The sequence below is a fragment of the Rhizobium sp. 01L419 genome (assembly GCF_056400025.1).
Genome location: NZ_JBFTSM010000003.1, coordinates 421,573 through 439,739, shown reverse-complemented (window position 1 = coordinate 439,739; position 18,167 = coordinate 421,573). Strand labels below are relative to the sequence as shown.

At 59.8% G+C, this 18,167-nt stretch carries 19 protein-coding genes and 1 riboswitch; of the genes, 13 read left to right on the top strand and 6 right to left on the bottom strand.

The window, feature by feature from the left end; translation table 11 throughout:
- Positions 1-108 precede the first annotated feature (108 nt).
- The 5 genes from AC1DUP_RS09180 to AC1DUP_RS09160 all read right to left on the bottom strand — a co-directional run bounded on the left by AC1DUP_RS09180 (position 109) and on the right by AC1DUP_RS09160 (position 4,330).
- Positions 109-1,077 (bottom strand): adenosine deaminase, encoded by a 969-nt coding sequence (locus AC1DUP_RS09180; protein ID WP_477832485.1) that lies wholly within the window; start codon positions 1,075-1,077, stop codon positions 109-111.
- On the bottom strand, positions 1,074-2,294 hold the full coding sequence (locus tag AC1DUP_RS09175; RefSeq protein WP_113307223.1) for a phosphopentomutase: 1,221 nt from the start codon (positions 2,292-2,294) through the stop codon (positions 1,074-1,076). The genes AC1DUP_RS09180 and AC1DUP_RS09175 overlap by 4 nt, the downstream gene beginning before the upstream one ends.
- A 307-nt stretch (positions 2,295-2,601) precedes the next feature.
- A complete protein-coding gene (locus AC1DUP_RS09170) occupies positions 2,602-3,183 on the bottom strand; it encodes a TadE/TadG family type IV pilus assembly protein (RefSeq protein ID WP_477832484.1) in 582 nt (193 codons plus the stop codon).
- Complete coding sequence (locus AC1DUP_RS09165) at positions 3,183-3,815, bottom strand: TadE/TadG family type IV pilus assembly protein (RefSeq protein ID WP_113298591.1); 633 nt, start codon at positions 3,813-3,815, stop codon at positions 3,183-3,185. The genes AC1DUP_RS09170 and AC1DUP_RS09165 overlap by 1 nt, the downstream gene beginning before the upstream one ends.
- A 113-nt stretch (positions 3,816-3,928) precedes the next feature.
- The gene (locus AC1DUP_RS09160; protein WP_113298177.1) at positions 3,929-4,330 is read right to left on the bottom strand and encodes a pilus assembly protein N-terminal domain-containing protein; all 402 of its coding nucleotides are present in this window, start codon (positions 4,328-4,330) and stop codon (positions 3,929-3,931) included.
- A gap of 391 nt (positions 4,331-4,721) precedes the next feature.
- Between AC1DUP_RS09160 and AC1DUP_RS09155 the strand changes: the two genes are divergently transcribed.
- From AC1DUP_RS09155 to AC1DUP_RS09110, 10 genes are all read left to right on the top strand, one after another.
- The gene (locus AC1DUP_RS09155; RefSeq protein ID WP_477832483.1) at positions 4,722-4,916 is read left to right on the top strand and encodes a Flp family type IVb pilin; all 195 of its coding nucleotides are present in this window, start codon (positions 4,722-4,724) and stop codon (positions 4,914-4,916) included.
- Positions 4,917-5,025: 109 nt separating this feature from the next.
- On the top strand, positions 5,026-5,538 hold the full coding sequence (locus tag AC1DUP_RS09150) for an A24 family peptidase (protein ID WP_477832482.1): 513 nt from the start codon (positions 5,026-5,028) through the stop codon (positions 5,536-5,538).
- Between the two features lie 110 nt (positions 5,539-5,648).
- A complete protein-coding gene (gene cpaB / locus AC1DUP_RS09145; RefSeq protein WP_477832481.1) occupies positions 5,649-6,464 on the top strand; it encodes a Flp pilus assembly protein CpaB in 816 nt (271 codons plus the stop codon).
- A 5-nt stretch (positions 6,465-6,469) separates the two neighbouring features.
- Positions 6,470-7,981 carry a type II and III secretion system protein family protein gene (locus tag AC1DUP_RS09140; RefSeq protein ID WP_477832480.1) on the top strand — a complete coding sequence of 504 codons (1,512 nt, stop codon included), beginning with the start codon at positions 6,470-6,472 and terminating at the stop codon, positions 7,979-7,981.
- On the top strand, positions 7,978-8,694 hold the full coding sequence (locus tag AC1DUP_RS09135) for a CpaD family pilus assembly protein (RefSeq protein WP_115035931.1): 717 nt from the start codon (positions 7,978-7,980) through the stop codon (positions 8,692-8,694). Before AC1DUP_RS09140 ends, AC1DUP_RS09135 begins: the two co-directional genes overlap by 4 nt.
- The gene (locus AC1DUP_RS09130; protein ID WP_477832479.1) at positions 8,691-9,968 is read left to right on the top strand and encodes a CpaE/TadZ family protein; all 1,278 of its coding nucleotides are present in this window, start codon (positions 8,691-8,693) and stop codon (positions 9,966-9,968) included. Before AC1DUP_RS09135 ends, AC1DUP_RS09130 begins: the two co-directional genes overlap by 4 nt.
- 23 nt (positions 9,969-9,991) lie before the next feature.
- On the top strand, positions 9,992-11,467 hold the full coding sequence (locus tag AC1DUP_RS09125; protein WP_113298183.1) for a TadA family conjugal transfer-associated ATPase: 1,476 nt from the start codon (positions 9,992-9,994) through the stop codon (positions 11,465-11,467).
- A gap of 1 nt (position 11,468) precedes the next feature.
- A complete protein-coding gene (locus tag AC1DUP_RS09120) occupies positions 11,469-12,476 on the top strand; it encodes a type II secretion system F family protein (RefSeq protein WP_113298184.1) in 1,008 nt (335 codons plus the stop codon).
- 15 nt (positions 12,477-12,491) lie between these two features.
- Positions 12,492-13,472, top strand: coding sequence for a type II secretion system F family protein (locus tag AC1DUP_RS09115; protein ID WP_477832478.1), 981 nt, complete (start codon positions 12,492-12,494; stop codon positions 13,470-13,472).
- Between the two features lie 32 nt (positions 13,473-13,504).
- Positions 13,505-13,584, top strand: a riboswitch (ZMP/ZTP riboswitch).
- A gap of 68 nt (positions 13,585-13,652) precedes the next feature.
- Positions 13,653-14,285, top strand: coding sequence for a LysE family translocator (locus AC1DUP_RS09110; RefSeq protein WP_113307234.1), 633 nt, complete (start codon positions 13,653-13,655; stop codon positions 14,283-14,285).
- Between the two features lies 1 nt (position 14,286).
- Here AC1DUP_RS09110 and AC1DUP_RS09105 read toward each other — a convergent pair whose 3' ends face one another.
- Positions 14,287-15,120, bottom strand: coding sequence for a tetratricopeptide repeat protein (locus AC1DUP_RS09105; RefSeq protein ID WP_477832477.1), 834 nt, complete (start codon positions 15,118-15,120; stop codon positions 14,287-14,289).
- Between the two features lie 138 nt (positions 15,121-15,258).
- Between AC1DUP_RS09105 and AC1DUP_RS09100 the strand changes: the two genes are divergently transcribed.
- The 3 genes from AC1DUP_RS09100 to AC1DUP_RS09090 all read left to right on the top strand — a co-directional run bounded on the left by AC1DUP_RS09100 (position 15,259) and on the right by AC1DUP_RS09090 (position 18,094).
- Positions 15,259-16,650 (top strand): leucyl aminopeptidase family protein, encoded by a 1,392-nt coding sequence (locus AC1DUP_RS09100; protein WP_113298188.1) that lies wholly within the window; start codon positions 15,259-15,261, stop codon positions 16,648-16,650.
- Between the two features lie 187 nt (positions 16,651-16,837).
- The gene (locus tag AC1DUP_RS09095; RefSeq protein ID WP_113507335.1) at positions 16,838-17,188 is read left to right on the top strand and encodes a MarR family winged helix-turn-helix transcriptional regulator; all 351 of its coding nucleotides are present in this window, start codon (positions 16,838-16,840) and stop codon (positions 17,186-17,188) included.
- Between the two features lie 51 nt (positions 17,189-17,239).
- Positions 17,240-18,094 (top strand): C40 family peptidase, encoded by an 855-nt coding sequence (locus AC1DUP_RS09090; protein ID WP_477832476.1) that lies wholly within the window; start codon positions 17,240-17,242, stop codon positions 18,092-18,094.
- Positions 18,095-18,167: the final 73 nt, after the last annotated feature.

Here is an 18,167-nt window from a genome sequence, read left to right as displayed (position 1 = left end):
GAAACCTTCCAGTTCTTTGTTCTTATCGGCTGTTTTTTTCCATGGAAATTGCCTCCACTGCAAGAGCAGAGGTGAATTTGCCTGGAGCATTAACAATCCCGTCCACCTCTAGAGGCGCGCAAGCAACGCTTTACGGGTCTCTTCATCGACGAAAGCCGCCTCGATGGCCGTTCGCGTCATCGCATTGATTTCAGCGTCGCTGAAGCCGAAAGCCTCCGAGGCAAGCTCGTACTCCCGCTTGAGCGACGTGTGGAAGAAGGGTGGATCGTCGGAGCTGATCGTCACATTCACGCCGGCATCCCGCAGTTGCCGTAGCGGGTGGGAGACGAAATCTGGAAAAACCTTGAGCGCAATATTCGAACCGGGGCAGACCTCCAGCACCGTGCCTTGGTCAGCAAGCCGCTTGACGAGATCGGCATCCTCGATTGCCCGCACACCGTGGCCGATACGCGAGGGACGCACCTCGTCCAGCGCGTCGGAAACGCTGAAGGCACCGCAGACTTCGCCGGCATGGATGGTCAGGCCGAGCCCTGCATCGCGGGCGATGTCGAAGGCGCGCGCATAGTCGGCAACGCGACCCATCCGCTCCTCGCCGGCAAGATTGAAACCGGTAACCAGCGGATTATTGGCCTTCGCCGCATATTCGGCAGCGCCGATCACGCTCTCAGGGCCGAAATGCCGTTCACCTGTTACAATCAGCCGTGCTTCGATGCCGCTTTTTGCCTTCGCCTGGCGGATACCTTCGCAGACGCCAGCAATGTAGGCGTCCGCGCCGAGCCCGATACGCTTGCCGTGATCGGGTGAAACGATGAGCTCGCTGTAGATCGTACCGATGCCGGCAAGCTCTTCGAGATAGGTTTCCGTCAGCAGCGCATAGTCATCCTCGGTCTTGTAGACCTCGGAAACCTTGTCATAGCATTCCAGAAAGCTTGCGAAATCGTGCCAGACATAGGCGCCGTCCTGCAGATAGGCGCTGATGTCGATACCGTATTTACGCGCCTGCGCCTCGGTCAGGGCAGGGGGGGCGGCCCCCTCCAGATGGCAGTGCAGCTCGACCTTCTTCAAATGCGATGTCACAGAAAACTCCTCCCATACGGCCCCGAGGGAATGCCGAGATGCCGCGCAATGCTCTCGCCGATATCGGCGTAGGTCCGGCGCACGCCGACCGAGCGTGATCTGATGCCGGGACCATAGGCGATAACAGGCACGCGCTCGCGCGTATGGTCGGTGCCGCGCCAGGTCGGGTCGCAGCCGTGATCGGCGGTCAAAACCACGAGGTCGCCGGCCCGCAGCTTCTTGTGAACTTCCGTCAGGCGTGCGTCGAAGGCTTCGAGAGCGGCTGCATAACCCGGCACATCGCGGCGATGACCGTACGCCATGTCGAAATCGACGAAATTGGTGAAGACGAGATCGCCGTCCTCCGCCTCGTCGATCGCAGTCAGTGTCGCATCCATGAGGGCATCGTTGCCATTGGCCTTGATCACCCGGGAAACACCGTGATGGGCGAAGATATCGCCGATCTTGCCCACCGCATGCACATTGCGGCCATGCTGGACGAGCCGGTCGAGCAGCGTCGGTTCCGGCGGCGGCACCGAGAAGTCGCGGCGGTTGCCCGTTCTCTGGAAGGTCGCAACGCTCTGGCCAATGAAGGGGCGCGCGATGACGCGGCCGATATTATAGGGATCGAGAAGGCCACGGGCGATCTGGCAGAAGTTGAGCAGGCGGTCGAGGCCGAAATAGACCTCATGAGCCGCCACCTGGAAGACGGAATCCGCAGATGTGTAGCAGATCGGCTTGCCGCTACGCATATGCTCTTCGCCATAGCGGGCGATGATATCGGTTCCCGACGCATGGCAGTTGCCAAGAATGCCGGGCACATCAGCTGCACGGCAGAGCGCTTCGATCAGTTCCTGTGGAAAGGCATCGCCCTCGCTCGGAAAATAGCCCCAGTCGAAGGTGACGGGCGTTCCGGCGATTTCCCAATGTCCCGATGGTGTGTCCTTGCCGCGCGAGGTTTCGTTGGCGGCGCCATAGACACCGTAGATCGTGTCCGGCAGTGGCATGCCGGCAGGAAACTGCCCGGTGGCGGCTCGCGCAATATGCAACAATCCGAGTGCCGACATGTTCGGGAGCGCAAGAGGGCCGGAACGCAGGCCTGCTCGGTCGGCAGCACCGGCAGCACAGAATTCGGCGATATGGCCAAGCGTGTCGGCGCCTTCATCGCCATAGGCCGCCGCATCCGGCGCTCCGCCGACACCGAAGGAATCCAGAACGAAGAGAAAGGCACGCGCCATTTTTCACCCGTATTATCTGCTGTCGCCAGCGTAAAGCTGGAACGATCTGACTGGCGCCCAGCCATATAATGACGGGAACCGCTTGGCAAATTTGAGGTGTGGAAGCGCCAGAGCATGTCGCGCAAAAGTGTGCAGCGGTTTTGCGATCACGACATGCGCCAGATAGAAAGCATGTCGCGCAAAAGTGTATAACGGTTTTGCGATGACGACATGCGCCAGACAGAGCATGTTGCGCAAAGTGTGCAGTGGTTTGCGATAACGACATTCATCGACAGCGTGGCAGGCGGATACGAGGGATCGTGATATGCTAGCAGTCCCCGCAGGGGATATTTTCGTTCTGTCGCTGGCGATAGAAATAGCTGCGGCTGATCGTGATCGTGCGCATCTTCGCAGGCATGAAGTTGGGCGCAAAGACGAATAGTGTATAGGGTATGCCGAGTTCACTCCGGATGAGGAAGCTGTTGGCCTTCTTCATTTCCGTCGGCACGTCGGAAACCGTGCTGTTTTTGGCATAAGGCGCTGCCCCCTTTGACGCCCAGGACCACATGACAGTAGGTTTGGAGCTGCCGTCGATCTGGATTGCGGTGACCTTCACCAGCATATCCGAGCTGTTGTAGGGCGAGTAGATCGGCGGCGCGGCTTTAGCGATATCTGTAAGAGAACTCTTTGTGACGCTCTGCTGTTGGGTGACGATATCGGCGATCGAGCCGGCAGCGCGTGTCGTGCGCTTGCTGACGCTGAGCCCGACCGTGATCTCGAATGCGCCGAGATAGAGCATGACCAGAACCGGGAAGATGATGGCAAACTCGATGGCGCCGACGCCCTTCCGGTCGCATGCAAAACGCCGCGCCGTCGAACCCAGCCATATGAGAAGTCCGCGGCGGGCCACTATGGATACTGCTCGTTCTGGAAGGCGGCCGTCGAGACGATCAAATATTCGCTCGGCATGGAACTGCCAACCGGACGAAGCCCCGTAATGTAGGGACGCACGAGATCGACGATGATGGACCAGCGATAATAGGCACGCAGCATGTTGATTGAACCGGGGCCGCCGGGCGTGAATTTAAAGGCTGAAATTTTCAGATCGGAATATTTATCCGCAGACATTCTGGGGATCGCCACCGGCATGGCAGCAAAGGTGGGAAAGCTCTGCACATCCAGATAAAGCTTGCCGGGTGTTGCCGCTTCGGTTTGCGAACAACGGATGATGATCGAGATTTCGTCGCAGAAGGCCTGCCGGAACTGGGTCTGCGTCTTATAGCCCGCACGCGTGGGATCGACGAAGGTGATCTGCCCTGTCCGCATCTGGCGGCTCATCGTATCGACGGCGTTCGAGACGAGTTCTTCCGCAGCAAAGGCGATGAAGGTTTCCAGGATGGCGAATACGACGACGAAATAGGGAATGGCGAGCAGCGCGAATTCGATCGCTGCGGAGCCGTCGCGCGAGCGGGCCAGGGCGCGAAGTCTGGATAAACGGAGGGACGCACGCACCTTGCCCGTCTCCTGCTCACTGATCGCCATAGTCTGGCCTCGAAAATGTTCTTCGAGCGTCACACTAGGGCGCGTTCGTTGATTTTCCGTTTCAGGTCGGAGCAGCTATTTTAACGAATGCGCGTGAATTCCGATGATATTGCCTAGTTTGCAGAAGTGGCTTCACCTTGCTGAGAATGCTGCTCGCAATTGGGCGTGCAGGAAAGAACCGAGCGCTCCGTCTGGCGATAGACGCGCACCGTATTGCCTTCATCGATGGAAACGAGAATGCGTTCGTCCAGAATGGCGTTGCCGTCACCATCGAGCAGCACGATGTTGGTCGTGCCAAAGGCGCGGCCCGTCAATACGATTGTCCTCGCGTCGGCGACCGTCGCATCGGCAACCTTGGCATTGCCGACGATGACCTTGCTGACCGGCCGGTCGAGTTTCAGGACGCGCGCGTGATCCATATAGACGCGCAGCATGTCTTCCTGGGCGGAGGCTGTGGATGCCGTAAGAGCCGCAATCACCCAGGCAAAGAAAACGGTCTTGCCGTTCGATGGCATTTTGGCCTCTTTCACGATCGATATGCAAATTGCAGATAGAATGGAAAAAAATGGTGAACGAAGCTTTAAGCTCTCCGTGCCATGTTCATGAGTGAAACGCATTGGATCGTTTCGGCACGAGCCGATGTGGCGAGAGATCGACTGGCTGCGGAAATTCGTGCCATTTCTGGATGCCTGTAAGCTATTGTTCCACGTTTCCTCCGGAATTTCACTAGAAACGTAAGCAATGCGATAAGGAATTACTTACTCTGACCGGTCCGGTTGTCTCGTTTACACCTTGTTAACGCATTTCATTAAGTCGATGGAAACGGCCATTCGCTAGGTTGCAGCCATCCGATCAACGGAAACAGTTGGCGGACGTGCTGAACATCAACTGGAGTTAGAGGTAACCATGAGCAAGCTTTTTAGCCGTTTTCTGAAGGATGAATCCGGCGCGACCGCAATCGAATACGGCCTGATCGCCGCCCTCATTTCCGTAGCCCTCATTGCTGGTGCAACGACGCTCGGCGGCAAGATCGGCGACACGTTCAACAATCTTGGCGATCAGATGGATAAGGCCAAGACCGCTTCTACAGTGCAGCCGTAATTTTATTTACAAAGTGTCGGCCGGAGATGATCCGGCCACTCAATGATCGGGCTCGCAGCTTAACAGCCGTGAGCCTTTTTCGCATTGTGTTCCGATCGGGCATATAAACATGATCGCAGCTGCAGTCTTCGTGATACTGCCACTCTGTCTGGCCATCGCAGCATTCTCGGATCTGTTCACCATGACGATCCCGAACCGTGTTTCACTGATCCTTATTGCCTCTTTCGCCGTCATTGCGCCGCTCTCTGGCCTGGGCTGGGATGTTATCGGCATGCACCTCGCAGGTGCTGCCATCGTCTTCTGCGTCTGCTTTGCTCTTTTTGCGGTCAACGTGATGGGCGGCGGAGATGCCAAGCTGTTGAGTGCGACGGCACTCTGGTTCGGCTTTAACCAATCTCTTCTTTTTCTGGTGGCCGATGTCGGCTTGATCGGCGGTCTTCTGACACTGCTTATTCTGCTGGTAAGATCGCAATCGAACACCATTCTCGCCATCGGCCTGCCGTTGCCGAGTTCGCTCCTGCTCGCCAAGAAGATACCCTACGGCATTGCTATCGCGATCGGCGGCTTCATGGCGTTCCCATCCTCGCCGCTGTTCATCGCAGCACTGGAAAGCTTGAAATAACGGCATTTTAATCGGCCGTTAACTTAAAATGTAAGTCTTCCATTAACCATAATTACACCAATTCCTGAGCATTCTGCGGGGCGAACGCGTTGTGCCCCAAGGAATGATCAATGAAACCGGCCCGCCTTATTATTCTAGCTGTCGCCGTGGTGGCAGCCGGCCTTGCCGGTCTTCTTGCGATGAACATGGCCGGCAATCGTGGCGTCGTGACGAAGGTCCAGTCCGTCATCGAGAAGGAACCGAGCGTCAACGTGCTGGTCTCCAGCGCCAATCTTCCTGTCGGCGCTAGACTGGATGAGAAGGCCGTCCACTGGATGGCCTGGCCTCAGAATGGCGTTGTCCAGGGCTTCATTACCGAGACCGATCGGCCTGATGCCATCAAGGATCTGCAGGGGGCTGTCGTGCGCCTCCCGGTCTTCGAAGGAGAGCCGATCCGTCCGGAAAAGGTCGCCGATTCCAACAGCCGCATCCTGTCCTCCCTGCTGCCTGCCGGCAAGCGCGCCGTGGCGACCGAAATCTCCGTTTCGACCGGTGCTGGTGGCTTCATCCTCCCCAACGACCGTGTCGATGTCATCATGGTGCGCAAGGGGCAGGGCAGCGACAAATACATAACCGAAACCGTCCTGAGCAACGTTCGCGTCCTCGCCATCGACCAGCAGATCGAAGAAAAGGAAGACGGCACCAAGGCAGCGGTCGGCACCACCGCAACGCTGGAGTTGACCCCCGATCAGACCAAGGTTCTGGCCGTCGCCCAGCAGATGGCCGATCGCCTTTCGCTTGCCCTGCGGTCGGTCGCCGATGCGCAGGAGCAGGACACCAGCGCGGCAGACTATCTGCTCAGCGGCGACAACGGCAGCGCACTCATCCAGGTCATCAAGTCCGGCTCCATCGTCACGGATGCCACCGGCTCAGTAAAGCCGGAGTAAAGGAAATGCAGATGGGCAACTCGACACAGCGCACCAGGCTTTTCCTCACCGGCTGCCTTTCCCTGGCAATGGCTGCCGCCGGCATCACGCCGCTCTCCTTCATCGCATCCTCGGGCATCGAACAGGCCAATGCCGCGTCGGAAAGCCTCATCCGCATATCGCAGGGCGGCCCCGGTGCGCATCGTCGCGTGAAGCTCGGTCTCAACAAGGCCGTCGTCGTCGATCTGCCTGCCGACGCGCACGATATTCTCGTTTCCGATCCGGTCATGGCCGATGCCGTGACCCGCACCTCGCGGCGCATCTACCTGTTCGGCAAGAAGGTCGGACAGACCAATATTTTCGTGTTCGGCGCCAGCGGCGAAGAGGTCGTCAGCCTCGATGTCGAGATCGAGCGCGACGTCTCCGGTCTCGAGACCAATCTACGCCGCTTTATCCCGGACTCCGCCATCAAGGTCGAGATCGTTTCCGACAATATCGTGCTGACCGGTACCGTTCGTACACCTCAGGATGCCACGCAGGCGGCAGCGCTCGCCAAGGCCTTCCTGAAAGGCGGCGAGGCCACCACGCGCTCGCAAAGTATTTCCGGCAGCGGTGGAGACAATTCGGTTGCGCTGTTTAACGAAGGCCGTCAGGAGTCCCAGGTCGTCAACCTCCTGAAGATCGAGGGCGAAGACCAGGTCACGCTCAAGGTCACGATCGCCGAGGTTCGCCGTGAAGTCCTGAAACAGCTTGGCTTCGACAATCTCGTCACCAATTCCTCGGGCATGACGGTCGCCCAGCTCGGCAGCCCGTCCGCCGATAGCGCCACATCCGTCGTTGGCGGCGGCCTCGCCGCACTCTTCAAGAACTCGATCGGCAAGTATGATATTTCGACCTATCTGAATGCGCTGGAACAGGGCAAGGTCGTCCGCACGCTGGCCGAACCCACGTTGACGGCGATCTCCGGCCAGGCTGCGACTTTCAATTCCGGCGGTCAGGTTCTTTACTCGACGACAGACAATAACGGCAACGTCACCGTCGTTCCCTATGACTACGGTATCAATCTGGCCTTCAAGCCGCTGGTCCTTTCATCCGGCCGCATCAGCCTGCAGATCAACACAAACGTCTCGGAGCCGGCGCCGTCGGTATCGGGTGCTGCGCCCACCTATCAGCGCCGCTCGGCACAGACCTCGGTCGAGCTTCCCTCGGGTGGCTCGATCGCTCTTGCTGGCCTTATCCGCGACAACATCTCCCAGACGATGAACGGCACCCCCGGCGTCTCGAAGATCCCGCTTCTCGGCACGCTGTTCCGCCAGAAGGGAGTCGAACGCCAGGAAACGGAACTCGTCATCATCGCGACGCCCTATCTGGTGCGTCCGGTGGCGCGCAATCAGCTTAATCGGCCGGATGATAATTTCAGCCCGATGAATGATGCGTCCGCCTTCTTCATGAACCGCGTCAACAAGGTTTACGGCAGCCGCGAGGCGCCGGTTGCCGATGCGCAGTTCCACGGTTCTATCGGATTTATCTACAAATGAGCGGAGCACGGTCTGGACCGATGAAAACGAACAGAGATCAGGCGATGGCCCATTGGAGCGCGAAACATTTCCGCACGACAAAGCCTCTGCTCGTGGCTGCATCACTCGCCGTTGCAATTCTTTCCGGCTGCGCCGGCCCGCGTGATCAGCTGACCACTGGCGGTATTCCCGACGATTACCGGGAGCGCCACCCGATCGTCGTGACGGAAGCCGAGCAAACCGTGGACATTCCTGTTGCCTCCAGCGACCGCCGACTGACGATCGCCCAGCGCGAGTTGATCCGCGGCTTTGCGCAAAATTACGTGTCGCGCGCGTCTGGCCCCGTCTACATCCTGTCTCCGGAAGGCTCGGCGAATGCGGGAGCGGCCCGCGCCCTGCGCAGCCAGGTTCGCGTTGAACTTGCTTCGCGCGGCATTGCGAGCAACAGGATCATCAACACGACTTACGCCGCAACCGGCCTTCTCGATGCCGCGCCGATACGCCTGAGCTTCACCGGCATGACGGCGGTAACGACACAGTGCGGCCAATGGCCGAAGGATATCTCGGCCGATTTCACGAACCAGAATTATTACAATTTCGGCTGTGCCTCGCAGAACAACCTCGCCGCCCAGGTCGCCAATCCGGAAGATTTCATCGCTCCGCGCGGCATGACCCCGATCGACGCAGAGCAGCGTAACCAGGCAATCCAGGAGTACCGCGGGACAGAACGATGAGCACCGTCGACTACGAGATCAAGAATACCAGCGAGCTCCGCCATGCAGAAGAAGCGATGCGCATGGGCGAACTGGAAAACATGCGGCCGCTGCCGCGCATCTCCGTTCATGCCTTCTGCGAAAGCGAAGGACTGCAGCGGGTGATGGAGCGCTGCGCCAATGACCGGCGCATGTCGAAGGTCAGTCTGCGCATCACCAGCGGCGGCACGGCTGCTGCCGCAAACATGTTCTCAGGCGCACCGACGCCGAACCTGATCATCATCGAGACCAGGGCGAACTCCGCCGGCGTGCTCGCCGAACTGGCTCCGCTCGCTGCCGTCTGCGATCCCTCGACCAAGGTCATCATCGTCGGTTACTACAACGATATCGGCCTCTACCGCGATCTGATCCGCAACGGCATTTCCGAATATATGGTCCAACCTGTCGCCATGCCCGATATCATGGGCGCGATGGCGACGATCTTCGTCGATCCGGAAGCCGAGCCGCTTGGCCGCAGCATTGCCTTTATCGGTGCCAAGGGTGGTGTCGGCGCGTCGACCGTCGCCCATAATTGTGCCTTCGGCATCTCGAACCTGTTCTCGACTGAAACGATCCTGGCCGATCTCGACCTGCCCTACGGCACGGCGAACATCGATTTCGATCAGGATCCGGCCCAGGGCATTGCCGAGGCCGTCTTTGCGCCGGAGCGGCTGGATGAGGTTTTCCTCGACCGCCTGCTGACGAAGTGCTCGGAGCATCTTTCCCTGCTGGCCGCCCCCTCGCTTCTTGACCGCGCCTATGATTTCGAGGGCCAGGCCTTCCAGCCTGTCATGGATGTGCTGCAGCGCAGTGCGCCTGTCACGGTGCTCGACGTTCCGCATGCCTGGTCGGACTGGACCCGTACGGTCCTGTCAAGCGCTGACGAAGTGGTTATCTGCGCCGTTCCCGATCTCGCCAACCTGCGCAACACCAAGAACATGCTTGATGCGCTGCGCAAGATACGCCCGAACGACAAGCTGCCGCATCTCATTCTCAATCAGGTCGGTATGCCGAAGCGGCCGGAAATCTCGATTTCCGATTTCTGCGAACCGCTGGAAGTCGAGCCGATTGCCATCATTCCCTTCGATATCGGCCTCTTTGGCAACGCCGCCAACAGTGGCCGGATGATTTCGGAGGTCGATCCGAAATCTCCGACGGCGGAGACCTTTTCGCAGATCTCGCACATCGTCACCGGTCGCGTGGCAATCAAGAAATCCAGGAAGGGCGGCCTTCTCGGCCTTCTGAAGCGCAAGTAAACGAGTAGAATTGGATCGGCTCAATGTTCGGAAAACGCGGAAATGATGGTTTCGGAAAGGCCGGTGCCGGCGGTATCGCCGCTCCTCCGCCGCCGATGCCGGCTGCCGCCCCATCCGGTCCCGCGGTGCTTGTCGAGCCGTCGCGCGAACCTGTCCGCCAGCAGGTGACGCCGCCGCCGATGCAGACGCCGCAGCGCAAGCGCCCGGCCCGCACGGACGAATATTACGATACCAAGGCGCAGGTTTTTTCCGCGCTGATCGATACGATCGACCTCTCGCAGCTTTCGAAGCTGGATGGCGAAAGCGCGCGCGAGGAAATCCGCGATATCGTCAACGATATCATCACCATCAAGAATTTCGCGATGTCGATCTCCGAGCAGGAGGAACTGCTCGAGGATATCTGCAACGATGTGCTGGGCTACGGTCCGCTGGAGCCGTTGCTGGCGCGCGACGATATTGCCGATATCATGGTCAACGGCGCGGGCCAGACCTTCATCGAAGTCGGTGGCAAGACGATCGAATCCGAAATCCGCTTCCGCGACAATTCGCAGCTTCTGTCGATCTGCCAGCGCATCGTCAGCCAGGTCGGCCGCCGCGTCGATGAATCGAGCCCGATCTGCGACGCGCGCCTGCCCGACGGCTCGCGCGTCAACGTCATCGCGCCGCCGCTTTCGCTCGATGGCCCGGCACTCACCATCCGCAAATTCAAGAAAGACAAGCTGACGCTTGACCAGCTGGTGCGCTTCGGGGCCATCACGCCTGAAGGCGCGACCGTCCTGCAGATCATCGGCCGCGTCCGCTGCAACGTCATCATCTCCGGTGGTACGGGTTCGGGCAAGACCACGCTCTTGAACTGCCTGACAAACTACATCGACCGCGACGAGCGCGTCATCACCTGCGAGGATACGGCCGAACTGCAGCTCCAGCAGCCGCATGTCGTGCGTCTCGAAACCCGCCCGCCGAATATCGAAGGCGAGGGCGAGATCACCATGCGTGATCTGGTCAAGAACTGCCTGCGCATGCGTCCCGAACGCATCATCGTCGGCGAAGTGCGCGGACCGGAGGTTTTCGACCTCCTGCAGGCCATGAACACCGGTCACGATGGTTCCATGGGCACCATCCACGCCAACAATCCACGTGAATGCCTGAGCCGTATGGAATCGATGATCGCCATGGGTGGCTTCACCTTGCCGGCAAAGACCGTGCGCGAAATCATCTCCTCCTCGATCGACGTCATCATCCAGGCCCAGCGCCTGCGCGATGGCTCGCGCCGCATCACCCAGATCACCGAAGTGGTCGGCATGGAAGGTGACGTCATCATCACCCAGGACCTGATGCGCTACGAAATCGACGGCGAGGACGCGAGCGGTCGTCTGATCGGCCGCCATATGTCTACCGGTATCGGCAAGCCGCATTTCTGGGACCGCGCCCGCTACTACAACGAAGACAAACGCCTCGCCGCTGCGCTCGACGAGCTGGAAGCGAAATCGAAGGACTGAGATGTTCGGCATCGATCCGACAGTACTGGCAATCGTCGTTCTCGCAGCCGTTGCGGCGGCCGGGGTGAGTTATGCCGTATTGTTCTCGCGTATCGAGAGCGACAAGAAGTCGGCAAGCCGCATCAACCGTGTCAAATCGGCCGAAGTCGATCGTACAAAGGTCAAGGCTGCTCGCGACCGCGTTCAGGAACTGTCGAAGCGTCGCAAATCGGTGCAGGACAATCTCAAGGATCTGGAAAAGCGGCAGCTTGAGAAAACCAAGAAGACGTTGTCGCTTAAGTCTCGTCTCACTCAAGCCGGCTTACCGATCACCCCGGCTCGGTTTTATCTCTTCAGCGCGCTCTTTGCCCTTGTCCTGCTTCTGCTGTTGCTCATTGTCGGTGCATCGCTTGTCGTCATGCTGGGCGTTGCGGTCGTGGCGGGGTTGGGCCTGCCGCGCTGGGTCGTCGGCTTCCTCGTCAAGCGTCGTCAAAACAAATTCCTCGACGAGTTTCCGAATGCGCTCGACGTCATCGTCCGCTCCATTCGCTCCGGTCTGCCGCTGAACGATGCGATCCGCCTGATCGCCAATGAAGGGGTGGAACCGGTCAAGGGCGAGTTCCGCCGCATCATTGAAGCACAGCAGGTCGGCCTCAGCATCCCGGATGCCTGTGCCCGTATGACCAATCAGATGCCGCTGCAGGAAGTCAATTTCTTCGCAATCGTCATTGCCATCCAGTCGCAGGCCGGCGGTAACCTGTCGGAAGCGATCGGCAATCTTTCCAAGGTGCTGCGCGATCGCAAGAAGATGAAAGCCAAGGTGAAGGCGCTCTCCATGGAGGCCAAGGCATCGGCCTGCATTATCGGCGCACTGCCCTTTATCGTCGCTTTGCTCGTCTACATAAGCTCGCCGAATTACATCATGGTCCTGTTCACCGACCCGCGCGGCCACTTCATCCTGGGCTTCTCCGCCATCTGGATGTCGATCGGCATCTTCGTGATGCGCAACATGGTCAATTTCGATATCTAGCGGAAGGAAGGCACCATGTCGGCGGAACTTGCAGCGAAATTGACCGATCCCGCCATGCTTGTGGCTGTCCTCGTCGCGATCGCTGTCTTCGCTACGTTTTACACGCTGGCCGTTCCTTTCTTCGAACGTGGCGACCTCAACAAGCGCATGAAGGCCGTCTCCACCGAACGCGAGCAGATCCGCGCCCGCGAACGTGCGCGGATGAATGATACCGGCGCCAAGGCAACGCTCAGAAGTCAGAACAACCGGTCCACCCGGCAGATCGTCGAGCGCTTCAATCTACGCAAGGCGCTTGTCGACGAAAACACGGTGAACAAACTGCGCGCGGCGGGCTTGCGCTCGGAGAACGCACTGAACACCTTCCTCGTCGCACGCTTTCTTCTGCCTTTCATTTTTATGGCCGTTGCAACCTTCTGGGTATTCGGTCTTGGGAACCTTGCCAGCAAGGGTCCGGCCATACAGTTCCTGGCCGTCATCGGCATCGCCTATCTGGGTTTCTACGCGCCGAACATCTATATCTCCAACCGCATGGGCAAGCGTCAGCACTCCATCAAGCGGGCCTGGCCAGACGCACTGGACCTGATGCTGATCTGCGTGGAATCCGGTATTTCCGTCGAAGCGGCCATGCGCCGTGTTTCCGAAGAGCTCGGCGAACAGTCGCCGGCGCTCGCCGAGGAAATGGTGCTGACGACCGCCGAGCTTTCCTTTCTGCCGGACCGCCGCGTCGCGCTCGAAAACCTGGCGATTCGTACCCAGATCGATCTTGTCCGTTCGGTTACCCAGGCGCTCATCCAGGCAGACCGTTACGGCACACCGGTCGCGAGTGCGCTTCGCGTGCTGGCGCAGGAAGGCCGTGACGAACGGATGAACGAGGCGGAAAAGAAGGCTGCTGCGCTACCGCCGAAGCTGACCGTTCCGATGATCCTCTTCTTCCTGCCGGTGTTGGTCGCCGTCATCCTTGGTCCGGCCGGCATCCAGGTTGCGGACCGGTTCTGACGCTTGCCGCTCAGCGCAAATCCCGCTAGCTTGCGCCTCCGCGTAGCTGGCAAATGAGATGGGTCTCCATCGGGAGGCGCGGACGTCCCTGCCGCTCGCCTGGGCAATCCTCGATAACTTGAGCCAGCAAAAATGCGTAGCGGTTTTACGGCCGGAATTGCGTGAAAATGGAGTTTTGCTATGTCCTCCATGGGCATTTTTATCAGTATCATCAGTGCATTGATGATCGGCGCCATGAGCCCCGGTCCAAGTTTTGTCGTTGTCTCGCGCATTGCCATTTCCCGCTCGCGCTTTGATGGGCTCGCCGCCGCACTTGGCATGGGCGTCGGCGGCGTGACCTTTGCTATTCTCGCTCTTGCGGGCCTGACGGCGCTGCTCTCACAATTCGAGTGGCTCTATCTGGTGCTGAAGATCGCGGGCGGCGCCTATCTGATTTACATTGCCTTCGCGATCTGGAAGGGAGCGAGTGAACCACTCGCGCTGTCAGGCGATATCGCCGGCAAAAGCATGCCGGCACGCAGTTTTACGGCCGCTCTGCTGACGCAGTTGAGCAATCCGAAGGCGATCGTGGTCTACGCCAGTATCTTTGCGGCACTCTTGCCCAAAACCGTGCCGGTGGAGCTTTTGCTGGCGCTGCCCGTCGGTGTCTTCCTGGTGGAGGCGGGATGGTATGCGATTGTGGCATTTGCCTTTTCCGCCCATCGTCCGCGTAAGATCTATATCGCCGCCAAGGCCTGGATCGACAGGGCCGCAGGCGCGGTCATGGCTGGCCTTGGCCTGCGTCTCATCCTGTCCGGGTTGGGCGGCAAATAGTTCAGTTGGTATTGCTGGCGGCGACGGACGTCGTGTCTTTCGCCGCAAGCTTCTGCCAGGAATTCTGCTGGGAAAGCATGCCGCGCAGATAGGCGACGTTGGCGTCGGCCTGCTGCGGTGAGAGTTCGCGCCGCGCAATCTGCTCCGCCTCGGGAAAACGGCCCTGCAGCCCGACGACGAGGGCGAGGTTCTGGCGCACGCGGCTGTCGGCGGAAGGCTGGCCTGCCGCCGAGCGAAGATAGGTTTCCGCCGTGCGCAGATCGCCCGTCAGGAGATAGGACATGCCGAGGTTGGAAAGGATCGACGGTTCGTTCGGCTGGATGTCGAGCGCGTCGCGGTAGCGCTGACGCGCGTCGTTTGGCTTGCCCATCTGATCGAGGATCGCGCCTTCCGCAGAGATCAGCCGCCAGTCGGGCCGATCGGGCGTCTGCGCCCTGCCGATGGTGTCCAGCGCCTGCTGAAGCTGCCCCGCGGCGGCCTGCGCCTTGCCATAGGCGGCAAGCACGTTGCGATCACCGGGATTGGCAATGGCGACCTGCTGCATGACGGCAAGCGCTTGTGCGTCGCGCCCGTTCATGCGCAGCAGATTGGCGTAGTTGACGCCGTTGACGGGATCGCGCGGGTTCTTCTCATAGGCCTGGCCGACGCGGTCGGTGGCGACCCGCAATTCGTTGGCATCCATCTGCTCGACTGGCCTGTCGAGTTTCGGGATCGAACCGGTCGTCATCCGATCCTTTGATGTTGTCGAGCAGCCGCCGAGGGCGAGCATGGCGAGAAGAGCTACGGTTCCCTGAAAAACACGCTTCTTAAAAGGGGTAGAGGCCGAGAAGGGCATTGCGCGTTCCTGAATAAATCGGCGCCTGACCTCGAAGCGGAACAGGGAAAGGTTTGACGCAATCTTCGCTCCAGCAATAGTCTGTTAACCCTAACAGACAGTTAAGAAGTGATTCTGCCCCTGCCGCTAAGGACAAACATGGCCCCCTTCCAGTTCATCGAGAGACCGACGCCTTTCAACACCAAGGGTGGGTCGACGCTGCCAATCTTTGCTGTCACGCCCGCCCATATCGAAACCGGCACCATTGATCCGATCGCGCTCGATTGGGCAGGTAAAGCCGGCTACAAGGCGGAAAGCGGCTCCCTGCTTTTGATCCCGACGGCTGAGGGCCACCTCGGCGGTGCGCTCTTCGGCCTCGGCACCAATCCGTCGGAGCAGCCCTACATCACCGGCAGGCTCGCCCGCGCGCTTCCGGCCGGCGACTGGCACATCGAGACCGCACCGCTGACGGCGAACCGCCTGGCGCTCGGCTTCGGTCTCGGCAGCTATCGTTTCGACCGTTACAAGTCTGAAAAATCCCCCACCGCAACGCTGATGATCCCGCGCGATGCCGACGGCAGCGAGATCAAGCGCCAGCTCGCCGGTGTCTTCCTCGCCCGCGACCTTATTAACACGCCGACCAACGACATGGGGCCGGAGCAGCTCGAAGCCGCTTTCCGTGGCCTGGCAGCGCACTACAAGGCCGAGATGTCGGTTATCATAGGTGACGACCTGCTCAAGGAAAACTTCCCGCTGGTTCACACCGTTGGCCGCGCCAGCGCCGATGCGCCGCGCCTGCTGGAACTGCGCTGGGGCAAGAAGGGCCACCGCAAGGTTACGCTGGTCGGCAAGGGTGTCTGCTTCGACACAGGCGGCCTCGACATCAAGCCGGCTTCCTCCATGCTCTTGATGAAGAAGGACATGGGAGGTGCTGCAAATGTCATGGGCCTGGCGCTCATGATCATGGATGCCAAGCTGAAGGTGGATCTGCGCGTCATCATCCCGGTCGTCGAGAATTCCATCTCGTCGAATGCCTTCCGCCCCGGCGACATCTACAAGAGCCGCAAGGGGCTGACGGTCCAGATCGACAATACCGATGCCGAAGGCCGCCTGATTCTGGCCGATGCGCTCGCTTATGCCGATGAGGAAGAACCGGATCTGCTGATCGACATGGCAACTCTCACAGGTGCCGCCCGCGTCGCCCTCGGCCCCGATCTGCCGCCCTTCTTCACCGATGATGCGATCCTCGCTCACGACCTGATGGAAGCAAGCCTCGAAACGGACGATCCGCTCTGGCGACTGCCGCTTTACACCGGCTACGAGAAGGACATCCGCGCCAAGTTCGCCGATATCACCAACGCTCCGGCGGGTGGCATGGCGGGCGCCATCACCGCGGCACTCTTCCTGAAGCGTTTCGTCAGCAAGGCGAAAAGCTGGGCGCATTTCGACATCTACGGCTGGGCGCCGAACGAGCGCGCGCATTCGCCGGGAGGCGGCGAGGCGCAGGCCATCCGTGCGCTTTACCACCATATCCGCCACAACGTCCGTTGAGCCGCCAAAGCATGTCGCGCAAAAGTGTGCAGCGGTTCGCGATAACGACATGTGAAAACAAAAGCCTTCGCTGAGCCAATCGTTAAAATTTTATTCACCTTGTGAGGCGGCATTCTGTGCCGCCTCTTGCTTGCGCGCTGTAACTGCCGGAAAATGGAACGTTAGCGTAACGATTTCCGGAGGGTCCGTGCCGATCGAACTGACCGCCTCGCAGGCGCTTGGCCTCTGGCATGGTGTGGCGCTCAACCAGGTCCGTCACGACAACAGAGATTTGACATTGCGCCAGATGGCGATCCTGCTGCATATCTATCTCGTGCCGCCGCCGCATACCGTGCGCGGGCTGGCAGCGACGCTGAACGTGACGAAACCGGTCATCACCCGGGCGCTCGATACGATGGGCGAGATGGGCCTCGTCGACCGCGTCCGCGACGATGCCGACCGGCGCAACGTCATCATCAAGCGCACCGTCGGCGGTGCGCTCTATCTCGAAAAGCTCGGCGACCTCGTGCGCGAGCAGGGCCGCAAGCTTTCGGTCTGAAAGGCCCCCGACTGAAAGGCCACTCTGAAAGGCCCATCTGAAAGGAATACCATGACGATGCTCGACCGCCGCCTTCACGCCTACCGCCCGGATCTCGCAGAAGCCGGCCTTGAAGGCAAGGTTGAGGCGACGCGCTTTGTGAGCGGCACGCCGGCTCGCGTCTCCATTCCGGTCGTAGCCTTGCGCCCGCAGCCGGATCTTTCGCGCGGCATCGATACGGAACTCCTGTTCGGCGAGGATGTCACGGTATTCGATCGCGCCGATGGCTGGTGCTGGATCAAGGCGGTTTCCGACAGCTATGTCGGCTATCTACCGCAGGAAGCACTCACCGAAGCGGGACCGGCCCCGACCCATATCGTCGTTCCGCAACGGACGTTTCTCTATCGCGAGCCGGAACTTCGCAAACCTTATAAGGCGGTCCTCTCGATGGGCAGCCGTGTCCATATTGCCGGCAAGGCGGAAGCGCGCGGCAACCACTATCTTGTGCTCGATGACGGCACCGCGATCTTCTCCAAGCATCTGCAGCCGCTCGGTGCTCTGGACGGCCAGGACTATGTCGATATCGCCTCTCGCTTTCTGGAGACGCCCTATCTCTGGGGCGGCCGCTCCGGCCTCGGCATCGATTGCTCCGGCCTCGTCCAGCTTGCGCTGCAGATGACCGGCAGAAGCGCGCCGCGTGATACCGACATGCAGGCGGCTGATCTCGGAGAGCCGATCGAGCGCTCCGATGTGCGCCGCGGCGATCTGGTCTTCTGGAAGGGGCATGTTGCGATTTTCGAAGATCCCGAAACCATCATCCATGCCAATGGCCATACGATGACCGTCGCGCGCGAGAATTTCGAGGGCGCTGTCGAGCGCATCGGCTGGCTCTACGAGCGACCGACCGGTTATCGCCGGCCGTTCTAGGGCATTTTTGTTCTTCGAATCGCAAATGCTCTATCTCTTTGTTTTGGCGTAATTCCGGACACAAAACCGCTAC

Excerpts from the sequence above, each read along its gene's own strand:
- AC1DUP_RS09130 (WP_477832479.1), top strand. The coding sequence starts at position 8,691 with ATGAGCACCGTCGACTACGAGATCAAGAATACCAGCGAGCTCCGCCAT.
- AC1DUP_RS09120 (WP_113298184.1), top strand. The coding sequence starts at position 11,469 with ATGTTCGGCATCGATCCGACAGTACTGGCAATCGTCGTTCTCGCAGCC.
- AC1DUP_RS09125 (WP_113298183.1), top strand. The coding sequence starts at position 9,992 with ATGTTCGGAAAACGCGGAAATGATGGTTTCGGAAAGGCCGGTGCCGGC.
- AC1DUP_RS09090 (WP_477832476.1), top strand. The coding sequence starts at position 17,240 with ATGACGATGCTCGACCGCCGCCTTCACGCCTACCGCCCGGATCTCGCA.
- AC1DUP_RS09140 (WP_477832480.1), top strand. The coding sequence starts at position 6,470 with ATGCAGATGGGCAACTCGACACAGCGCACCAGGCTTTTCCTCACCGGC.
- AC1DUP_RS09155 (WP_477832483.1), top strand. The coding sequence starts at position 4,722 with ATGAGCAAGCTTTTTAGCCGTTTTCTGAAGGATGAATCCGGCGCGACC.
- AC1DUP_RS09175 (WP_113307223.1), bottom strand. The coding sequence starts at position 2,294 with ATGGCGCGTGCCTTTCTCTTCGTTCTGGATTCCTTCGGTGTCGGCGGA.
- AC1DUP_RS09135 (WP_115035931.1), top strand. The coding sequence starts at position 7,978 with ATGAGCGGAGCACGGTCTGGACCGATGAAAACGAACAGAGATCAGGCG.
- cpaB (WP_477832481.1), top strand. The coding sequence starts at position 5,649 with ATGAAACCGGCCCGCCTTATTATTCTAGCTGTCGCCGTGGTGGCAGCC.
- AC1DUP_RS09115 (WP_477832478.1), top strand. The coding sequence starts at position 12,492 with ATGTCGGCGGAACTTGCAGCGAAATTGACCGATCCCGCCATGCTTGTG.
- AC1DUP_RS09160 (WP_113298177.1), bottom strand. The coding sequence starts at position 4,330 with ATGCCATCGAACGGCAAGACCGTTTTCTTTGCCTGGGTGATTGCGGCT.
- AC1DUP_RS09165 (WP_113298591.1), bottom strand. The coding sequence starts at position 3,815 with ATGGCGATCAGTGAGCAGGAGACGGGCAAGGTGCGTGCGTCCCTCCGT.
- AC1DUP_RS09100 (WP_113298188.1), top strand. The coding sequence starts at position 15,259 with ATGGCCCCCTTCCAGTTCATCGAGAGACCGACGCCTTTCAACACCAAG.
- AC1DUP_RS09150 (WP_477832482.1), top strand. The coding sequence starts at position 5,026 with ATGATCGCAGCTGCAGTCTTCGTGATACTGCCACTCTGTCTGGCCATC.
- AC1DUP_RS09105 (WP_477832477.1), bottom strand. The coding sequence starts at position 15,120 with ATGCCCTTCTCGGCCTCTACCCCTTTTAAGAAGCGTGTTTTTCAGGGA.
- AC1DUP_RS09110 (WP_113307234.1), top strand. The coding sequence starts at position 13,653 with ATGTCCTCCATGGGCATTTTTATCAGTATCATCAGTGCATTGATGATC.